The sequence below is a fragment of the Dissulfurimicrobium hydrothermale genome (assembly GCF_022026155.1).
Taxonomy (GTDB): domain Bacteria; phylum Desulfobacterota; class Dissulfuribacteria; order Dissulfuribacterales; family Sh68; genus Dissulfurimicrobium; species Dissulfurimicrobium hydrothermale.
The window spans coordinates 1860171-1879490 of the sequence record NZ_CP085041.1; the positions used below are offsets into that span (position 1 = coordinate 1860171).

Annotated in this window: 13 protein-coding genes and 1 tRNA gene; 6 read left to right on the forward strand and 8 right to left on the reverse strand. The window is 54.9% G+C overall.

Annotation, left to right across the window (positions count from 1 at the left end; translation table 11 throughout):
• Positions 1 to 44 precede the first annotated feature (44 nt).
• The 3 genes from LGS26_RS08860 to LGS26_RS08870 are packed head-to-tail and all read right to left on the reverse strand — an operon-like array spanning position 45 to position 4318.
• Positions 45 to 3089, reverse strand: a complete 3045-nt coding sequence (locus LGS26_RS08860; RefSeq protein WP_407932013.1) for an FAD-dependent oxidoreductase — start codon at positions 3087 to 3089, stop codon at positions 45 to 47.
• Positions 3089 to 3592 (reverse strand): (Fe-S)-binding protein, encoded by a 504-nt coding sequence (locus LGS26_RS08865; RefSeq protein WP_237888514.1) that lies wholly within the window; start codon positions 3590 to 3592, stop codon positions 3089 to 3091. Before LGS26_RS08865 ends, LGS26_RS08860 begins: the two co-directional genes overlap by 1 nt.
• 6 nt (positions 3593 to 3598) lie before the next feature.
• Positions 3599 to 4318, reverse strand: a complete 720-nt coding sequence (locus LGS26_RS08870; protein ID WP_237888515.1) for a 4Fe-4S dicluster domain-containing protein — start codon at positions 4316 to 4318, stop codon at positions 3599 to 3601.
• A gap of 237 nt (positions 4319 to 4555) precedes the next feature.
• Between LGS26_RS08870 and LGS26_RS08875 the strand changes: the two genes are divergently transcribed.
• The 3 genes from LGS26_RS08875 to LGS26_RS08885 all read left to right on the forward strand — a co-directional run bounded on the left by LGS26_RS08875 (position 4556) and on the right by LGS26_RS08885 (position 9828).
• Positions 4556 to 4631: transfer RNA gene (locus tag LGS26_RS08875), tRNA-His, on the forward strand.
• Between the two features lie 267 nt (positions 4632 to 4898).
• Positions 4899 to 7034, forward strand: a complete 2136-nt coding sequence (locus tag LGS26_RS08880) for a type I restriction-modification system subunit M (RefSeq protein WP_237888516.1) — start codon at positions 4899 to 4901, stop codon at positions 7032 to 7034.
• A complete protein-coding gene (locus LGS26_RS08885; RefSeq protein WP_237888517.1) occupies positions 7027 to 9828 on the forward strand; it encodes a TrlF family AAA-like ATPase in 2802 nt (933 codons plus the stop codon). Before LGS26_RS08880 ends, LGS26_RS08885 begins: the two co-directional genes overlap by 8 nt.
• 536 nt (positions 9829 to 10364) lie before the next feature.
• Here LGS26_RS08885 and LGS26_RS08890 read toward each other — a convergent pair.
• Positions 10365 to 10613, reverse strand: a complete 249-nt coding sequence (locus LGS26_RS08890) for a hypothetical protein (protein ID WP_237888518.1) — start codon at positions 10611 to 10613, stop codon at positions 10365 to 10367.
• A gap of 33 nt (positions 10614 to 10646) precedes the next feature.
• Here LGS26_RS08890 and LGS26_RS08895 point away from each other — a divergent pair, with 33 nt between their 5' ends.
• From LGS26_RS08895 to LGS26_RS08905, 3 genes are read left to right on the forward strand one after another with little or no spacing between them, the layout of a single operon-like run.
• A complete protein-coding gene (locus tag LGS26_RS08895; RefSeq protein ID WP_237888519.1) occupies positions 10647 to 11282 on the forward strand; it encodes a restriction endonuclease subunit S in 636 nt (211 codons plus the stop codon).
• Complete coding sequence (locus tag LGS26_RS08900) at positions 11279 to 11647, forward strand: four helix bundle protein (protein ID WP_330873288.1); 369 nt, start codon at positions 11279 to 11281, stop codon at positions 11645 to 11647. Before LGS26_RS08895 ends, LGS26_RS08900 begins: the two co-directional genes overlap by 4 nt.
• Positions 11640 to 14744 (forward strand): type I restriction endonuclease subunit R, encoded by a 3105-nt coding sequence (locus LGS26_RS08905; RefSeq protein ID WP_237888520.1) that lies wholly within the window; start codon positions 11640 to 11642, stop codon positions 14742 to 14744. Before LGS26_RS08900 ends, LGS26_RS08905 begins: the two co-directional genes overlap by 8 nt.
• Positions 14745 to 14828: 84 nt before the next feature.
• Here the strand turns inward: LGS26_RS08905 and LGS26_RS08910 are convergent, their stop codons facing one another.
• The 4 genes from LGS26_RS08910 to LGS26_RS08925 form a co-directional block, all read right to left on the reverse strand.
• Positions 14829 to 15197, reverse strand: a complete 369-nt coding sequence (locus tag LGS26_RS08910) for a hypothetical protein (RefSeq protein ID WP_237888521.1) — start codon at positions 15195 to 15197, stop codon at positions 14829 to 14831.
• A 269-nt stretch (positions 15198 to 15466) separates the two neighbouring features.
• Positions 15467 to 17440: a tetratricopeptide repeat protein gene (locus LGS26_RS08915; RefSeq protein ID WP_237888522.1), complete on the reverse strand. Its 1974-nt coding sequence runs from the start codon at positions 17438 to 17440 to the stop codon at positions 15467 to 15469.
• A 25-nt stretch (positions 17441 to 17465) separates the two neighbouring features.
• Positions 17466 to 18851 carry an L-seryl-tRNA(Sec) selenium transferase gene (selA, locus tag LGS26_RS08920; protein ID WP_237888523.1) on the reverse strand — a complete coding sequence of 462 codons (1386 nt, stop codon included), beginning with the start codon at positions 18849 to 18851 and terminating at the stop codon, positions 17466 to 17468.
• 191 nt (positions 18852 to 19042) lie between these two features.
• Positions 19043 to 19267: a NifU family protein gene (locus LGS26_RS08925; protein ID WP_237888524.1), complete on the reverse strand. Its 225-nt coding sequence runs from the start codon at positions 19265 to 19267 to the stop codon at positions 19043 to 19045.
• Positions 19268 to 19320 lie beyond the last annotated feature (53 nt).

Below are 19320 nucleotides of genomic sequence, written 5' to 3' on the forward strand. Positions count from 1 at the left end.
CCCATGAATGATAAGCACCTTCCATATCGGCAGTGACAAGCATCTTACCAAACATCCGCCATATCCATCGCGGATTCTATCGCGGCCATTATCTGCTCGTTGCCTAGATTTTTAACGCTTACGGCACCAGAACGGCAAGAGGCCGCACACGCCCCGCAGCCCTTGCACAATCCGATATCGACCACAGCCCTACCTGTATCTTGGTCTATATTGATAGCCGCATACGGACAGATCTGGGTACAGACCGCGCATCCAGTACACTTAGCCGTATCCACATATGCGGTCATGGACTCAACCGACACGGCGTCTCTCGAAAGTATAGTAACGGCACGGGCTGCAGCGGCCTTTGCCTGGGCGATGGATTCATCCATCGGCTTTGGATAGTGGCAAAGACCTGCAAGAAAGACCCCTTCTGTGGCAAAGTCCACGGGCCTCAGTTTCATGTGCGCCTCAAGCAAAAACCCATCCTGATCCATGGCGCATTTAAAAAACCCGGCAAGCCCGCCCGCGTCATCACGCGGGACCACGCCGGAGGCAAGCACCAGGAGATCAGGATGGAACATCACGGGCCTATCAAGGATCATGTCATGGGCCTTGACCACAAGCCTTCCGCCGTCATCACTCACCTCTGGGAGGTGATCGAGGTCGTAGCGGACAAAAATGATCCCCTTTGCCCTGGCCTCTTCATACAATCGCTCGCGCATCCCATAGGTGCGGATATCGCGATAGAGCATGAATATTGCCATCTCAGGGTTCAGCTCTTTGAGTTTCAACGCCTGATCTATGGCATGCGTGCAACAGACACGGCTGCAATAGGGACGCTCAGGCACCCTTGAACCCACACAGTGTATGAAAACGGCCTGCGAAAGCCCATTCAAGCCCTCATCAGCTGCTATAAAACGCCTGTCAAGCTCCAGGAGCGTATGCACCGCAGGATGCCTGCCATAAAGGTAATTCCATTTGCCCTCCCTTGGCTTAAAGGACTCTCCGCCGATTGCAATTATGGCCACGCCGTGCTCAATGACGCTTCCGTCGGAAAGGCTCGTCTTGAACCTGCCCACAGAGCCGAACGCCTCTGTTACAGTAGATTTAAGATGAAGTTCTATATTGGGGTGAGAAGAGACAGTCTTTGCAAGCTCCTCAAGATAGGGCTGGACCTCAAATCCCTGCCATGTGCGATAAAACTTCCTTGCATGACCCCCAAGCCTGTCTTTACGCTCGACTATAAAGACCTTGAAACCTTGGTCCGCGATCGCAACGGCTGCAGTCATGCCCGCTACGCCTGCACCCACCACTAGCGCCGATTTTGTAACCGGAACGCTGCTATAAGGCAAGGGCCCATCCCCCCTCACCTTTGCAACCGCCATCCGGACGAGGTCCATGGCCTTTCGTGTGGCCTTTTGAGGTTCATCCCTGTGAACCCACGAATCCTGGTCACGGATGTTGGCCATCTCAAAGAGGTGCTTGTTGATCCCTGCCTCCCTCAGGGTCTCCTGAAAGAGGGGTTCATGGGTTCGAGGGCTGCACGACGCCACCACCACGCGGTTCAGGCGCTCCCTGCGGATAGTCTCCGCCATCTGGTTTATGGTGTCCTGCGAGCAGGTAAAGAGGTTGTCCTGTGCGAATACAACGCCGGGAAGCCCGCGGGCATACTCGGTAACGGCCTTCACGTCCACGACGCTTGCTATATTAATACCACAGTGGCAGACAAAGACCCCGATCCTTGGCGGTTCAGGGCGCACATTACGCTCGGGCGGAAATTCCTTTGCCTTTGTCTCAGTCCATCTAGCGGGCGAAAGAAGCCTTCCTGCCTCAAGTGCGGCGGCGCTTGCCTCCATGACCGACTGGGGGATATCCTTTGGCTCCTGGGCGGCCCCGCACACAAAGACCCCTGGACGGCTCGTAGAGACAGGGGAGAACGGCGAAGTAAGCACAAAGCCGTCTTTATTGAACCCAACCCCGAGCCTGTCTATGAGGGCGACGGCCTCATGATTCAATTCCATCCCCACAGACAAAACCACAAGGTCAAATTCCTCCTCGCACATCCTGCCGGCCTCATCGGCATAGCGGATCAATAGAGTGCCTTCGTCTGCAGGTATAACGCTGTGCACCTTTGATCTGTGGAATCTAACCCCTTCTTGTACAGCGCGATTGTAATAGGCCTCAAAACCCTTGCCGTGGGTACGTATGTCCATGAAAAATATATGTGCATCTAGTGCACCGCCAGCATGTTCCCTTGCGATAAGCGCCTGTTTTATGGCGTACATGCAGCAGACGGACGAACAGTAGCCGCGACAGGCCCTGTTCGTATCCCTAGAACCAACACACTGAAGCCAGGCTATGCGCCTTGGTTCTTTCCCGTCAGAAGGCCGTTCCATGCGCCCCAAACATGGCCCGGAAGGACTTAGTAGTCGTTCAAACTCCATGGCCGTGACCACGTTTGGAATACGCCTATAACCTGTAAAATCAAGTCCTGACGGATCAAACAGGGAAAACCCAAGGGCCAAGACCACAGAGCCCACTTCAAACACATGATCTTTCGGGACGTCATCAAAATTGATCGCCCCTGCCGGACATACATTTGCACACGCCCCGCAACGGCCAGGCCTCTTGAGCCAGATGCATTCATCCGGATCAATGGCGTATTTGAGTGGCACGGCCTGCGGATACATGAGATACACAGCCTTTCTCTCGGAAAGGCCCATATTAAACCCATTTTTTGTCTTTTTGGGGCATTTTTCAGCACACAGCCCACATGCTATGCACTTGGTTGTATCCACATATCTTGGATGTTGCCGGACAACGGCCTTGAAATCCCCTGGCTCGCCATCTAGACTTATAAGTTCGGAAAGCGTAAGGAGATTGATATTCAGATTGCGCCCGCACTCAACGAGCTTTGGAGATAGTATGCAGGCCGAGCAGTCGTTTGTAGGAAATGTCTTGTCAAGCTTGGCCATAGCCCCGCCTATCGCAGGACGCCGCTCAACCAGATGCACATAATAGCCGCTCTCCGCAAGATCCAGCGCGGCCTGAACCCCTGCAATCCCCCCGCCAACCACAAGCACAGATCCCCTGGGATTCATCAGCATCACCTCTTAAGCGCCCTTACTATCCAGTTCCAAAGATGGGTAGTTTGCCAGCCGCCGCCATAAAAATCGCAGATATCTTTTATTTGGGTGTGACAGTTATGGCACGGCGTTATTACCACATCAGCCCCAGTCTTTTTCAGCTGCTCGAACTTGACCTTGCCGTACTCCCTACGGTTCTTTGCAAACCCGGACTGAAGCGCCCCGCCTCCCCCGCCGCAGCAGTAGTTGTTGGATCTGTTGGGCCATACCTCTATGAAATTTGCCTCGCCTGCAACCTGCTTCACGACAAATCTAAGGTCATCGGCCACTGCATCTCCAAGGCCCTGCCTGACGAGCTTACATGGGTCTTGCACTGTAAACTTAAGACCATCTTTGTTCCATGACGAATCTACTTTGAGCCTCCCCTCCCTTATCCATTTGGCGTAAAGGCTTATAATGCTCAAAAATTCAAACCTGTGCGAGATGTTGAACCTGCGCAACCCCTCCAGGGTCGCATAAAACATATGGCCTCACTCGGTGTTTATGTAATATCGGCACCCGAGGGCGTCGACCACCTCGGCCTGCTTGCGTACCGTCATCTCCCAGTCCTTGGCGTCACCAGTAAAAAGGCAGTAGTTTGCCCCATCCCACCACTTTGAGGAATAGGTCCAATCGATCCCTGCGGCATGCAATATCTTCCAGAGAGGGACCATCTCTTCTGGCTCGACCGTCGGCTCCTTTGCGTTCTGATTGAGGTAATATTCAGCGCCCGCCTTGTCTATCGGCGCATTGATATCCGCCCATTCAGGCTCATTCTGGCGCACCTCTTCAAGCACATCCCTCACCACCCAGACAAAATCTTCATTGGGGATACCCGTGCTATTGGTTTCCTTTTGAAGATCGCATGAACGCTGTAGGTTTCTGGGCCGCTCATCCCTCGGCCTCATGCCGCGGATCTCATAGACTATGCGTCCAACATCTATGCCCATCGGACACACATACCTGCACCTCTGACACATGGTGCAGGTATATATCCAATTGGTCTTTAAAATTTCATCATCCTGGCCTAGGACCAGAAGCCGCAGGAATTTCCGTGGGTCAAGACCATCGATGCCGGTTGCAGGACAACCGCTCGCACAAAGACCGCACGTCAAGCAGTAATCGATCCTGGCGTCCGGAACTGAGCGCTCTATCCGCCCCTTGACCCAGGCCCTGAGCCTAACAATATCCAACGGTTTCTCGTCCGGCATAAATCATCCTCTTTTAAGCGCTGCAAAGACTATTGTATTTGTTTTTACTACTTCTTTGTCCTACATATTGTCAATTCTTTCAATGCCTGATATCGGCGGATTAGGCTAGATTTTTATCAAAATCAGGCCAAAGATATATTTTATTTCTTTAATATTGATATATTGCACAAGACCAAACACCACTTGACACAAAACCTCAAGACCAGTAAGAATAAACCACTTTTAAAGACCTCTGTGGTGGGCGTAGTTCAACGGTTAGAGCGTCGGGTTGTGGCCCCGAAGGCTATGGGTTCGAATCCCATCGCTCACCCCAAACAAGACCAAACAGTTTTTTTCAAGAAAAGAGCTTTCTTCATTCATTCATTATTCTTGCATGGATAAAATCCATTTTTGCATTACAATGCCTTCTTTATAAGCTCCAGTTTTAAACCCACTACAACTATATGATTGTACCTGCGGGCCTACAGTGCAGAATGAGACGAAAATAGCGCAACATGGTCGCTCTCTGCTCACTGAACTGAACAGAAGCGCCTAAGGTCTCATACCACAGAAAGGTGAAACCCCCGGAGGAAGGTTTGACATGGAAAACGGCCAATTGACTTGGATCACCAATTTCATCTGGGGCATCGCCAACGATGTGCTGCGCGACCTCTACGTGCGCGGCAAGTACCGTGACGTCATTCTCCCGATGACGGTGCTGCGGCGTCTCGATGCGGTGCTGGAGCCCACCAAGCAGGCGGTGCTCGACATGAAGGCATCGCTCGACAAGTCAGGGATCGTGCACCAGGAAGCTGCCCTGCGACAGGCCGCCGGTCAAGCCTTCTATAACACCTCCCCCTTCACGCTACGCGACCTCAAGGCGCGTGCCAGCCGCCAGCAACTGGAGGCGGATTTTCGCGCCTACCTGGATGGCTTCTCGCCCAACGTGCAGGAGATCATCGACAACTTCGAGTTCCGCAACCAAATCCCCCGCCTGGCCAAAGCCGACGCCCTGGGCACGCTCATCGAGAAGTTCCTCGACCCGTCCATCAACCTAAGTCCCTACCCTGTGCGGGGCAGCGACGGCACCGTCCGGCTACCCGGCCTCGACAATCATGCCATGGGCACCATCTTCGAGGAGCTGGTGCGCCGCTTCAACGAAGAGAACAACGAGGAGGCCGGCGAACACTGGACCCCACGGGACGCCGTGAGGCTGATGGCCCGCCTGATCTTTGAGCCAATCGCCAACCAGATCGAATCCGGCACCTACCTGCTCTACGACGGCGCCTGCGGCACCGGCGGGATGCTCACGGTGGCCGAGGAAACCCTGTTGCAACTGGCGAAAGAGCGTGGCAAACAGGTCTCGGTGCATCTTTTCGGCCAGGAGATCAACGCCGAGACCTACGCCATCTGCAAAGCCGACCTTTTGCTCAAGGGCGAGGGCGATGCTGCTGACAACATCGTCGGCGGACCGGAGCATTCGACCCTCTCCAACGACGCCTTCCCCGGCCGCACCTTCGACTTCATGCTCTCCAATCCGCCCTACGGGAAGAGTTGGAAGAGCGACCTGGAACGCATGGGCGGCAAGGCTGGCATCAGGGACCCGCGCTTTGTCGTGCAGCACCGGCCTGCCTGCCGCGCAGAGCACGGCGCAGGCAGGGGCGAGGAGCTCTCGCTCGTCACCCGCGTGAGCGACGGCCAGATGCTGTTCCTGGTGAACATGCTCTCCAAGATGAAGCACGACACCCCGCTCGGCAGTCGCATCGCCGAGGTGCACAACGGCTCGTCGCTGTTTACGGGGGACGCCGGCCAGGGCGAGAGCAACATCCGCCGCTGGATCATCGAGAACGACTGGCTCGAGGCGATCGTCGCCCTGCCGCTCAACATGTTCTACAACACCGGTATCGCCACCTACGTCTGGGTGCTCACGAACCGCAAGCCCGAGCACCGCAAAGGCCGCGTGCAGCTCATCGACGCCACGCAGTGGTACAAGCCCCTGCGCAAAAACCTGGGCAAGAAGAACTGCGAGCTGTCCGAAGAGGACATCCGCCGCATTGTTGATACCTTCCTCAAATTCGAGGAGACCGACCTGCCTGCCGCGCAAGCCGATAGCGCAGCGCAGGCAGGGCAGTCCAAGATCTTTCCCAACGCGGCCTTTGGTTACTGGAAGGTGACGGTGGAGCGCCCCCTGCGCCTGAAAGGCATCGCCCCCGAGCGCGCCTACACCCCCAAGGAGATCAAGGCGCTTCGGGAAACGGCCGAGCGCGCCGAAGATGCGCCGCCGGTGATCAAGAAAATCCACAAACCTGGCACCGCGCCCGATCCGCTGCGCGGCCTGTTCGAGGTTACCATTCACGGCAAGCCGCGCGTGGTGGAGTACGAGCCGGACACCGAACTGCGCGATACCGAGCAGATCCCCTTCCTCGAATGCCCGGCCTGCCATCAACCGGGCTACTTGCCGAGCCTGGAAGACCAGCGCACGGCCATCGAGACCTTCCTGCGCCGCAAGGTCCTGCCCTATGCGGCGGACCTGCCTGCGCCGTGCTCGCCGCGGCAGGCAGGTGCCTGGTACGACCCAGCGAGCGTCAGGATCGGCTACGAGATCAGCTTCAACCGCTACTTTTACAAGCCAAAGGCCCTGCGGTCTCTGAAAGAAATCCGCGCGGATCTTCTGGCGGTGGAGCAGGAGGCGGAAGGGTTGTTGGTGGAGATTTTGGGGGGAACGAAACATGAATAAGCCGATCTGGCCCTATCCCGGCTCGCGCTGGTGGAAGTTCGACTTCCACACCCATACGCCGGCATCAAGAGATACGTACTGGGCGAGAAACAACATTAATCTGTCGCCAGAAGAGTGGTTACTCGAGTACATGCGCGCCGAGATCGATTGCGTGGCCGTTACGGATCATAATAGCGGGGCGTGGATCGACGATCTCAAAAAGGCCTATGCGAATATGAAGGCGCAAGCCGAAGCCGGCAACCCGCCCGAAGGCTTCCGCAAGTTGACAATCTTCCCAGGAGTGGAAATCTCAGTACAGGGCGGCATTCATCTATTGGCGATTTTCGAACCTGACGCCAAGACCGGCGACATCGATACATTGCTTGGCAAAGTGGACTACAATGGTTCCAAAGGCGACAGCGACGGCGTTACCAGGAAAGGTATCGCAGCGGTTTTAGAAGCCATTTTAGAAAGTGGAGCTATTCCCATCCCTGCACATGCAGATGCAGACAAGGGTTTGCTGGCTGTTAGACCTGGCACCCAGAAAAGTCGCATTGATGCAAACACCGTTCGCCAAGCGCTGGATGTAGAGGGCGTTCTCGCTGTGGAATGGGTCGATTCGAATAAGAAGGACTATCTCACTTGCGTAAAAAAACAAGCCAAGAAACTCACGAGAATACTCGGTAGCGACTGCCACACCTTTCATGGCAACGCAGTCCCCGGCAGCCGCTACACCTGGGTCAAGATGGCCAAGCCCACGCTGGATGGCCTAAGGCTTGCGCTGCTGGATGGGAACGGCGTTTCGATCCGCCGCAGTGACGAGGGCACGTTCGACCCCTTCAAGACACCCGCTCATTTCATCACTGCTATTGAGATTGGCAGTGCCCGCTATATGGGAAACGGTCAGGCCGAGCGGATCGAGCTTACACCTTTCTACAACGCCCTGATCGGTGGGCGTGGAACCGGAAAATCCAGCTTCGTTCACGCCTTGCGCCTGGCCTATGGACGCAACGACGAGCTGAACAGCCTAAGCGGCAATGCAGAGCCTTTGCGTCAATTCGAATCCTTCCGCAAGGTGCCTAAAGCGCGCGATGACGAAGGTGCGCTACGTGTGGAGACCGAGATTTGTGCGGAGCTAATGCGCGAAGGGCAACTGTCCAGGCTACGCTGGCAGAACCCCGGATCACCACAAATCATAGTCGAAGAGAAGGACGCGAACGGGACTTGGTGCGAGTCAGGAAGCCAGGCTGTTAATCCCGAGCGCTTCCCAATCCGCCTTTTCTCCCAGGGCCAGATTGCGGCCATGGCGGGTGAAAGCCGTCAAGCGCTCCTGTCCGTGATCGACGAGGCAGCCCAGGTCGGAAAACTCAAACGAGAATTTGAAGAGGAAAAACGCAGCTTTCTCACCCAGCGGGCGCGCCTTCGCGAGCTGGAAGGAAAGCTTGCCGACCGTCACGAGGTAGAACGAAGGTTACATGAGGTGGTTAGGAAACTCGACGCTTTTGCCCAGGCACATCATGCCGAGGTCCTGAAGGCCCATGCGCATGCCCAGAATCAGCGAAGAGAGGTCGAGCAACTCCTTAAACAAATGCACGCGCTGCCTGAGCGGATTGAAGATGTCGCGCGAGACCTCATCCTTGACGACTGGTCTTCTGGCGTTTTTGATGACGCGAGTGATGCGGACGTACTTGAGTGGCGCAAGAAGGCAGATGACGCCGTGCAGCAAGTGCGGCAAGCCCTTGAGCAAGCAAGCAGTGCCTTGGCCGAAAATGCGCGACTGCTCGAACAAGACCCACTGCTCGCCGTCTGGCGTAAGCGCACCGACAAGGCTCAGGCAGATTTCGAAGACTTGCAGAAATCCTTGGCCGCGCAAGGCGTGAACGACCCACAAGCCTTCGGACAGCTGGTGCAGGAGCGTCAGTACCTCGAGGCACAGCTCAAGCGCCTCGATCAGATCAAGGCAGAGCGGGACACGCTCGAAGAGGCGATCGCCGCGCAATGGCAAAAAGTCGTGGAAGCGCGCGAGGCCATCACGTCAACGCGAGCAGAATTCGTCAAGAAAACGCTGGACGGCAATCCCTACGTGCGCATCGAAGTCGTGCCTTTCGGCTTCGACGCGCGTGTAATCGAGCGCAGCCTGCGCGAGCTTCTCGAGGCCACGGATGATCGGTTCGAAAACGACATCTTGGCGATGGCCGCGGCGGGCAATCCCACGGGTGGCCTGGCCTTCAAGATCGCCCAAGCAGATGACCGCAAGGCAGCTCTGGATAGTTCAAAGAAACAACTGCAGACAATCGCAGATGCATTTGGCGGCCACTTCAAGAACTACCTCAAAAAGAAACTGGAGAGGCCTGAGTTTGCCGACCACATCCAATGCTGGTTCCCCGAAGACGATCTGCGCATCCAGTACAGTCGCAGGGCCGACGGCACCGACTGGGCGGCCCTCACCCAGGGATCGCAGGGCCAGCGCTCGGCGGCACTGCTTGCTTTCTTGCTCGCGTTCGGCGAGGAACCTTTGGTTCTTGACCAGCCCGAGGACGATCTGGACAATCATTTGATTTACGACCTCATCGTCCGCCAAATCCGCGAAAGCAAGCTGCGCCGGCAACTCGTCATCGTAACTCACAATCCCAATATCGTTGTCAACGGCGACGCTGAGCTGGTGCACGTGCTCGACTTTCGAGGCGGGCAATGCCGTGTGGTCGAGCGCGGTGCACTTCAGGAGAACTCGGTACGCGAAGAGGTCTGCCGCGTGATGGAAGGCGGGCGCGACGCCTTCGAGCGGCGCTGGAAGCGCCTGGGAAGGAGGGTGTGAAATGTTTACGACACCCAGAGAATTGATCGACAAAAACCCCTCTCTAGAGGGACTACCAAGAAACACTGGCCTGAAGCCCTACCCCGCCTACAAAGACTCCGGCGTGGAGTGGCTCGGCCAGGTGCCGGAGCATTGGGAGGTGGTGGCCGGGCGTACGGTGTTTCGTCAAATCAATGACCGTGGTCATCCTGACGAGCAGATGCTGTCGGTAACCATCACACGCGGCGTACTGCGTCAGGCAGACTTGCTCGCGGACAGTTCCAAGAAAGACTCCTCGAACGAGGACAAGTCCAACTACAAACTCGTTCAACCGGGTGACCTGGTGTACAACAAAATGCGTGCCTGGCAGGGGGCGGTGGGCGTCTCGGCTTACCGGGGGATCGTGAGCCCGGCTTACATCGTCCAGCGGCTAAGGAGCGCCGAGAACTTGCCCCGCTACATGCACTTTCTTCTTCGTACACCCCTTTTCGCTTCGGAGGCCGAGCGATGGTCGTATGGCATCACTTCGGATCAGTGGAGTCTGCGAGCAGAAGAATTCAAGTGTATCTACTTCTCACTTCCCCCCCCTCTCCGAACAAACCGCCATCGTCCGCTTCCTCGATTACATGGACCGGCGGGTTCGGCGCTACATCCGCGCCAGGCAGAAACTGATCAAACTGCTGGAGGAGTACAAGCAGGCCCTCATCCACCGCGCCGTCACCGGGCAGATCGATGTCCGCACCGGCAGGCCCTATCCGGCCTACAAGCCCTCCGGCGTGGAGTGGCTGGGCCAGGTGCCGGCGCATTGGGAGGTGCGACGGCTGAAAACGATATGCAGAATGAAGGCTGGAGAAAACATCACTAACCAGTCAATCGAACCATCAGGCGATTTCCCAGTTTACGGCGGTAATGGAATTCGAGGTTACACGTCTGGCTTCACTCATCAAGGTGAATTCATATTGATTGGTCGCCAGGGGGCGCTGTGTGGCAATGTCCATCTGGTCCAAGGGCGATTTTGGGCTTCTGAGCACGCTGTCGTTGTTTCACCCTATGGTGGTCACGACCTTCAGTGGTTTGCTGGATTACTCCAGGCCATGAACTTGAATCAATATTCGATGGCGGCTGCGCAACCCGGACTTTCAGTTGAGCGTGTTCTGAATCTCTGGGCACCAGTACCGCCTGCTGAAGAGCAAAGGCGCATTGCTGAATATGCCATGTTCGCCACGTCGCGGATTAGGAGCGCCATTGCCGCCGCTCGCCGCGAAATCGAACTTCTGCGCGAATACCGCGAGCGCTTGATTGCCGATGTGGTCACCGGCAAGGTGGATGCGAGAAGTGTGAAGTGTGAAGGGGGAAGTGTGAATGAGGAAAATGAGCAAGGAGAGATGGAGTGGGAATCGCAAAATGAGGATGACGAAGCGGAGGATGAACTCGAAGGAGAGATGCGCGAGGCTGACACGGACGAGGGGGTATGATGGAAAAGCCCACGAACATTCAGGAACGAGCGTTTGATTTCGCGGTGCGTGTGGTGAAGCTGTGCATCCACTTGGACGGTCAACCCGGTGTTCCGCGAACCCTGTCAAACCAGTTGTTGCGCTCGGGAACCGCAATTGGCGCAAATCTGGAAGAAGGCATCGGCGCTCAATCCGAAGCAGACTATCTGACCAAAGTCTCCATCGCCTGCAAAGAGGCCCGCGAAACGCTCTTCTGGCTCAAGTTGCTGGCCGCAACAGAGATCGTGCCGCAGGACCGTCTGGCTGGAATCACCGATGAATGCAATCAACTCGTCGCCATTCTTACGGCGACGGCCAAACATCTAAAGGAGCGGCGCCATGGCTAATCACACTTCACACTTCACACCGCACACTTCACACTTTTCGGAAACCAGCGAAGCCGGGCTTGAAACCCTGATCTGCCGGACGCTCACGGGCAGTGACTGCACGCCCCGGCCTGCCGGTTCCTCGGCGGTCCTGGCCGAGGCGACGGCGTCCTACGGGGGTGTGGGTTGGCTCCCCGGCGATCCGTCCGATTACGACCGGGAGTACTGCGTCGATCTGGTTCAGCTTACGGCCTTTCTGCGTTCGACGCAACCGGAGGTTGCCGATGCGCTCGATCTCAACAACGACAGCCCCACGCGGCGCAAGTTTCTGGCGCGCCTCCAGGGCGAGGTGAGCAAGCGCGGGGTGGTGGACGTATTGCGCAATGGGATTCAGCACGGGCCTTACCGCATCGAGCTCTTCTACGGCACGCCTTCCCCCGGAAACGAGCAAGCGCGGGCGCTCTATGAGCAGAACCGCTTCACCGTCACGCGCCAGCTCCGCTATAGCCGCGACGAGACGCAGCGGGCGCTGGATTTGGTGCTCTTTATCAACGGCTTACCGGTTTTCACCTTCGAGCTCAAAAACCGCCTCACCAAACAGACGGTGCATGACGCCATCGAGCAGTACAGGCGCGACCGCAACCCGCGCGAGAAGCTATTTGAATTGGGCCGCTGCGTGGCGCACTTCGCCGTGGACGAAAACGAGGTGTGGTTCTGTACGCACCTTGCGGGCAAGGCGTCTTGGTTTCTGCCTTTTAACAAGGGATGGAACGACGGCGCGGGCAATCCTCCCAATCCGCAGGGGCTCAAGACCGATTACCTCTGGCGGGAGATACTCACCCGCGAGAGCCTGACCGACATCCTTGAAAACTACGCCCAACTCGTTGAGGAGAAAGACCTCAAGACCGGCAAGAAACGGCGACGGCAGATCTTCCCCCGCTATCACCAGCTCGACGTGGTGCGAAAACTTTTGGCGGACGCGGCGGCGCACGGCGCAGGGCGGCGGTATCTCATCCAGCATTCCGCCGGCAGCGGCAAGTCCAACTCCATCGCCTGGCTGGCGCATCAGTTCGTAAGAAGTGTGAAGGGTGAAGTGGGAAGTGTGAAAAAAACCGAGCATTCACCCATCACCCCTCACACTTCACACTTCATTTTCGATTCCATTATCGTAGTGACCGACCGGCGCATCCTGGACCAGCAGATCCGGGACACGGTCAAGCAGTTTGCCCAGGTGAGCGCCACGGTGGGGCACGCTGAGCATTCCGGCGACCTGCGGCGCTTCATCGAGGGCGGCAAGAAGATCATCATCACGACGCTGCAGAAGTTCCCGTTCATCCTCGACGAAATTGGCAACGAGCACTGCGGGCGCCGTTTTGCGATCATCATTGACGAGGCGCATTCGAGCCAGGGTGGCCGCACGGCAGCGAAGATGCACCAGGCGCTGGCAGGGATGGACGACGAGGAAGACGAGACCTTCGAAGACCAGATCAACCGGCTGATGGAGGCCCGAAAGCTGCTGCCGAACGCCAGCTACTTTGCCTTCACCGCCACCCCGAAGAACAAAACGTTGGAGATGTTTGGTGAACCCGACCCGCAGCCCGACGGCACGGTGAAGCACCGGCCGTTTCATAGCTACACCATGAAACAGGCCATTCAAGAAGGGTTCATCCTGGATGTGCTGGCCCACTATACACCGGTCAAGAGCTACTACAAGCTCATCAAGAAAATCGAGGACGATCCCGAATTCGACGTCAAAAAGGCGCAGAAGAAGCTGTGCCGCTTCGTCGAGGGGCACGAGTACGCCATCCGGCTCAAGGCTGAGATCATGGTAGACCACTTTCATGAGCAGGTGATCGCCAAAGGCAAGATCGGCGGCCAGGCGCTGGCCATGGTGGTGACCGGCGGCATCGAGCGCGCGATCCAGTACTTCGATGCGATCCAGGACTATCTCAAGGAGCGTAAAAGCCCCTACCGTGCCATCGTGGCCTTCTCGGGTGAGCACGAGTATGGCGGTCAACAGGTCACCGAGGCCAGCCTTAACGGCTTTCCATCGAACCAGATCGCCGACAAGATCCGGGAGGACCCGTACCGGTTTTTGATCTGCGCCGACAAGTTCCAGACCGGCTATGACGAGCCGCTCCTGCACACGATGTACGTGGACAAGGTGCTCTCCGGGGTCAAGGCGGTGCAGACCCTTTCGCGCCTCAACCGCGCCCACCCTCAGAAGCACGACACCTTCGTCCTCGATTTCGTCAACGACCCGGAGACGATCCGGAAGGACTTCGAGCCCTACTACCGGACCACCATCCTCGCCGACGAAACCGACCCCAACAAGCTACACGATCTTAAGGCCGACCTTGACGGCTATCAGGTGTACGCGCCTGAGCAAGTCGATGAACTGGTGCGGCTCTACCTGAGCGACGCCGACCGCGACCAGCTCGACCCGATCCTTGACGCCTGCGTCGCCGCCTACCTGGAGCAGCTCGACAAGGACGGTCAAATCGACTTCAAGGGCAAAGCCAAGGCGTTTCTGCGCACCTATAATTTTCTGGCTTCGATTCTCCCCTACACTAACGCCGCGTGGGAGAAGCTATCGATCTTCCTCGAGTTCCTGGTGCCCAAGCTGCCGGCACCCAAAGAGAAAGACCTCTCCAAAGGTATCCTCGAGGCGATCGACATGGACAGCTACCGGGTCGAAAAGCAGGCGACTATAAGGATCGCGCTTCCCGATGCGAATGCCGAGATCGAACCGGTGCCCACTGTGGGTGGTGGACACAAAGCCGAGCCGGAGCTGGACCGGCTTTCGAACATCATCCAGACCTTTAACGACCTGTTTGGCAACATTGTCTGGACCGACGCCGACCGGGTGCGCAAACTGATCACCGAGGAGATTCCCGCACGCGTCGCAGCCGACACCGCCTACCAGAACGCATGTAAGTATTCTGACAAGCAGAATGCCCGTATCGAGCACGACAGGGCCCTTGCTCGGGTCATCACCGCCCTACTCAAGGATGACACCGAGCTGTTTAAGCAGTTTAGCGACAATGAGTCGTTCCGTCGCTGGCTGATTGATACGGTATTCGCATTGACCTACACCGAACCTGGCACCGCGGGGTAGCAGTAGGCGCGAATCGATGTCGCTCTATAATTTATTCGAAATATACGGTATTGTAACCCATAAAGAGCGACATCCCCCGCATTTTCAGCAAGTTGTAGTAGCCGTTGTATATCGTTTTTCTTTGCGGATCTTGTCGAGCTCGTCCTCGATTCTCTCGAGTTCGTCATCATCGGCAAGCCGTTTCCAGAATGGACTATTGTCTTGATCTCTTGTCTGAGCAAGGGCATTTATCCTGAGTTGTCGGCTGCCGCTGAAATCAAGATCTTGCAACCATTTTACAAAGTATTGGTATTGCCCATTATACATATCAAATTGCTGTACATCTTTTGCCGAAATTCCTAGTGGCCTATCATTTATACTTTTGGTATTATCTGCAATCAATAAGACACCTACTATAAGCAGTACAACAGTCAATGTTGTAACGACGAACTTCTTTTTTAATTGTTTTTTCAATATTCTTCCTCCTTTATTATCTTTTTAATATATTATCTTTTTTAATAATATTTAATATAATTTTTACCTATTAATGCCTTGCAAGTATTCTTCAGAGCTTTAGTCTGATTATTTCCTGTTTTTGGAAATAAATATGCGCGGTAAAAATGGAAAAAATATGAAAGAAATAAGAAAATATTTTATTGAAATTGAAATATTAAGAATTGTGCTAAATCTTGCTGTCAAATATCTAATGTATAGACATGATATCAGCCATATCTCTGATCAGTTTATCTTTTCACTATGGATGCATCTATAATCCCCTTTTCTATGGTAGATATAAGCCTCTTCATCTGACGACCGCCGATATCAACGGCCTTTACCTGTCTCAGAAAACGCCTGGCTGTATCCTTGTCGCCTTCCACTTCGAGATAACCAAAGGCAAGAAAGGCAAGGGATTGAATATCTGCCGGATTGCGCTTCACCGCCTCAGACCATGCCTCTTTCGCCTTCCGCCATCCGCCCTGCCTGTTATAAGCCATCCTGCCAATGACCCTAAACACAGCGGCCGGGATGTCCTCCTGTCCTATCTGCCGCGCATAAATATTGGTAAACGGTCTGAGCACCCTTTCGGCCTCATCCGTCTTGCCGGCGTCAAGCAGGACCTCTGCAAACCGCACAGCCGTCCGTATATCATCCGGTTTAAGTCTATAAGCCTCACCAAGGGCCTCTTCGGCCTCTTCAGCCCTACCCATGTCAAGGAGTAATCCACCAAGGTTGTAGTATGCCATGAACTCATCTGGAGAAGACTTTATGGCCCTTGAAAAGGCATCCGAGGCCTCCTTGATCTTCCCAAGCCTTGCAAGGGATACGCCGAGGCTGTTCAACAAGTTGGAGCTTGAGGGATCCATCTTGAGCCCTTCTCTATAAGCCCTGCATGCGCCAACGAGGTCACCCCACGAAAAGAGTTCATCACCCCACACATTTAACGTCACGGCGTCGAATACAGCTGATGTCCCTTGACCAAGAAGGACGGCATGCAAATAGGCATATAAAGCTGGCAACGGCGAGGTGGCCCTGCTGCTGACTTTATACACACCAAGCGTAATAGACACGCCGTTCTTTAACAAGTTAGGCTTCAGGAGCCTGTCTGCCAAATCCTTAGTGATGGCCTGATGTTGATCCGAATCAGACGATTTTTGAATGATAAATACACTGTCAGGCCCTGCCTCTATAAATTCAAGCCCTTCCGTATGCACGTCTTTTAGGCGCTGAGATACAGGCCTTGCAAACGCCACTATGGTGTTCCTCGCCTTTCTACAGATATCGCTTGCGATGGCGAGACATCCGGTGACATCCTGTATCCCTATCCTTTTTTTAAAGATCTCAAGATCTCTGGAAGAGATAACCGATATACCGAGTGCCTCGGCAGCCGCCTCGGTCTCCTTGATATGCTCCAGACACAGCTGAGGGTCGGTCCCGCCGGCAAAGCTATGCCCATAAACGTTAAAGAAAAAGAGGCCCAACCCCCTCCCCTTGGCTACAATATCTCTCAACCCAAGGGACAATTTTGAACCATCCATGTGAGGCAGGCATATCCAGGCCTCATAACGGTTGCCCCCCGCCCACTCAAACGTCGAATCAGTCCAAACCCTGGCGCAAAGCCCAAGTATGGCTTCTTTGTCGTATATCTTTCCGGCGTTGGCCTTTCTGGACCGAGAAGACCTGCCCACACTTCTATGGGTCTTTGCCCATACTAGATGCAAAAACGACGACTCCGCCTCCTTCTCAGACTGAAACAGGTGTTTGAGAAATAAGACGAGGTATTGCGGCGGCTCCCCGGGAGGGGCGATCGAGGTCTCGATACGAAGCGTCCTCATCCTTTCCTTGGCATATGCCTTCAAAAGAGACAGGATACGCCCGTCTTCTTCAGGGCCGACCGCCCTTGGTATCCCGGAAAGGACCAAAAGGCCTGATAGCCGACCTTCACACGGTACAGGGATGAACATCTTGAGCCCCACCCTGTCCAAAAAGGCATCGGCCTTTTCAATGGCCTCCCTGGCCCTTGAAAGCTGTCGTCCGGAAAGGGCCTCGACATTCAACGCCTCGTCATATGGGCAATCTGCATCTAACTGTATGACAACGGCCCTTCCGCTGGCAAATGGAAATTTTGTCTTGAGTTCCTCAATAAGTAAGGGGGCAAGACATGCAAAATCATGGCCGGAGATCATGACCGGCCTCCCATGGGTATGTCCATTGTACATCACCCCTTTTCAGCCTTTGGATCTTCTAAGCCTCGGCTACACCTAACGGCACATCATCCGCCGCTGCGCAGCATGCCTTGCTGACAGCAGTTGTTATGATAGGAATGTCATCGGGCAGGATGGTCCTTGCATCCATGAGTATGGCATCGTCTTCCGTCCGCACAATGACAGGCGGGTCGTTTTTTCTCAAAAGCCTCTCCATATCCGCAATTGAGGCAAGGCCCATCGAAGTCTTGACTGTCACCGCCACAGACCTCAGCCTTTCAAGCGGTAGCGACCCTCCACCGGCCATTGAAATAGTCTCCTTCAAGCCCAAACCAAGGCCGTCTATCTTCAGTGCCTTCAGGCTGGCAAGGAGCCTTTTTGCCCTGGTCTGTATCGCACGCAGGTCCTGGGTAAGAAAATCAAGTGTTGGAATAGTCTTTACGGCCTTTTCTGGGTCACGATAGAGCCTTAAAACGCCTTCAAGGGCGCAAAGCGTGAGCTTATCTATCCTTACCGCCCTATTCAACGGATTCGCCTTTATCTTCTCTATTATTTCCTTCCTGCCTACGATGATCCCGGCCTGCGGGCCTCCAAGGAGCTTATCCCCGCTGAAGCTCACCACAGATACACCGGCCTTAAGCGCCTCCTGAACGGTTGGTTCGTGCATGAGTCCGTATCGTGAAAGGTCTATCAAGACGCCGCTCCCGAGGTCTTCATAGACCGAGATCCCGCATCTACTGCCAAGCTCAGTTAACTCAGTAATTGGAACAGATTTTGTAAAGCCGATGATGCTGAAATTGCTCTGGTGGACCTTCAACAGCAAAGCCGTGTCCGGCCCTATGGCTGATTCGTAGTCCTTAAGGTGGGTCTTATTGGTCGTACCGACCTCTTTTAAGATGGCCCCGCTTCTGGACATGACATCAGGGATCCTGAAAGAGCCGCCTATCTCCACCAGTTCCCCTCTGGAGACGACCACTTCCTTTCCCTTGGCAAGCGTTTCAAGGATGATCAATACCGCTGCCGCATTGTTGTTTACAACGAGAGCGGCCTCAGCCCCTGTCAATTCACAGAGCAGGTCTTCCACATGGCTGTATCTATTTCCACGCCCGCCGCTGTCGAGATTATATTCTAGATTTGAATAACGGCCAGCTATTTCAAGGAGATCTTTGAATATGCACCGCGGCAGGAGCGATCTACCTAGATTTGTATGCACGACCACGCCTGTGGCGTTTACAACCGGACGAAGAGATGGCCTATTTAGTGCATCGAATTTTAAATACAGGAGCCGTTTTATATGTTCCGGATCAAGGATGTCCTGCCCGTCTGTAAAACCTCCTGCAAGAATAACCTCTCTAAGGCTTGCAGCCGTCTCCCTCGCCGCCCTCAGTTTCAGACCGTGCGGTGCGCCGACAGGCAAATCATCCATCAACATGTCCACCTTGGGGAGTTGCTTCAACAGTTTCTTTTGGACACCAGAATAAACCATTTCAAACTCACGCTTATACAGACCGACAAAACAAGGGTTTAACCTTCACCTATCACTCGGCAAAATTTACTCCTTAAGAACGGCCCTAAAAGGACACTGCCCATGGCCAGCTTGCCCCATCACCGCTAGGCCTAAACGGCCTGAACCGATGATATCTCAGGCACCTCGCCCTTAAGGAAACGCTCTATTCCGGCCTTGAGCGTCATCTGGCTCATCGGGCAGCCCTTACATGCCCCTGTGAGCCTCACTTTTACCACTCCACTTGCCTCATCTATCTCTACAAGCTCTACATCACCACCGTCTCTTTGAAGCATTGGGCGCACCTTATCCATTGCAGCCTTGACCTTTTCTTTCATAGGTTCCACCTCGTATGATTTTTATCTCCAACGAATGACAAATCGCTGGATTT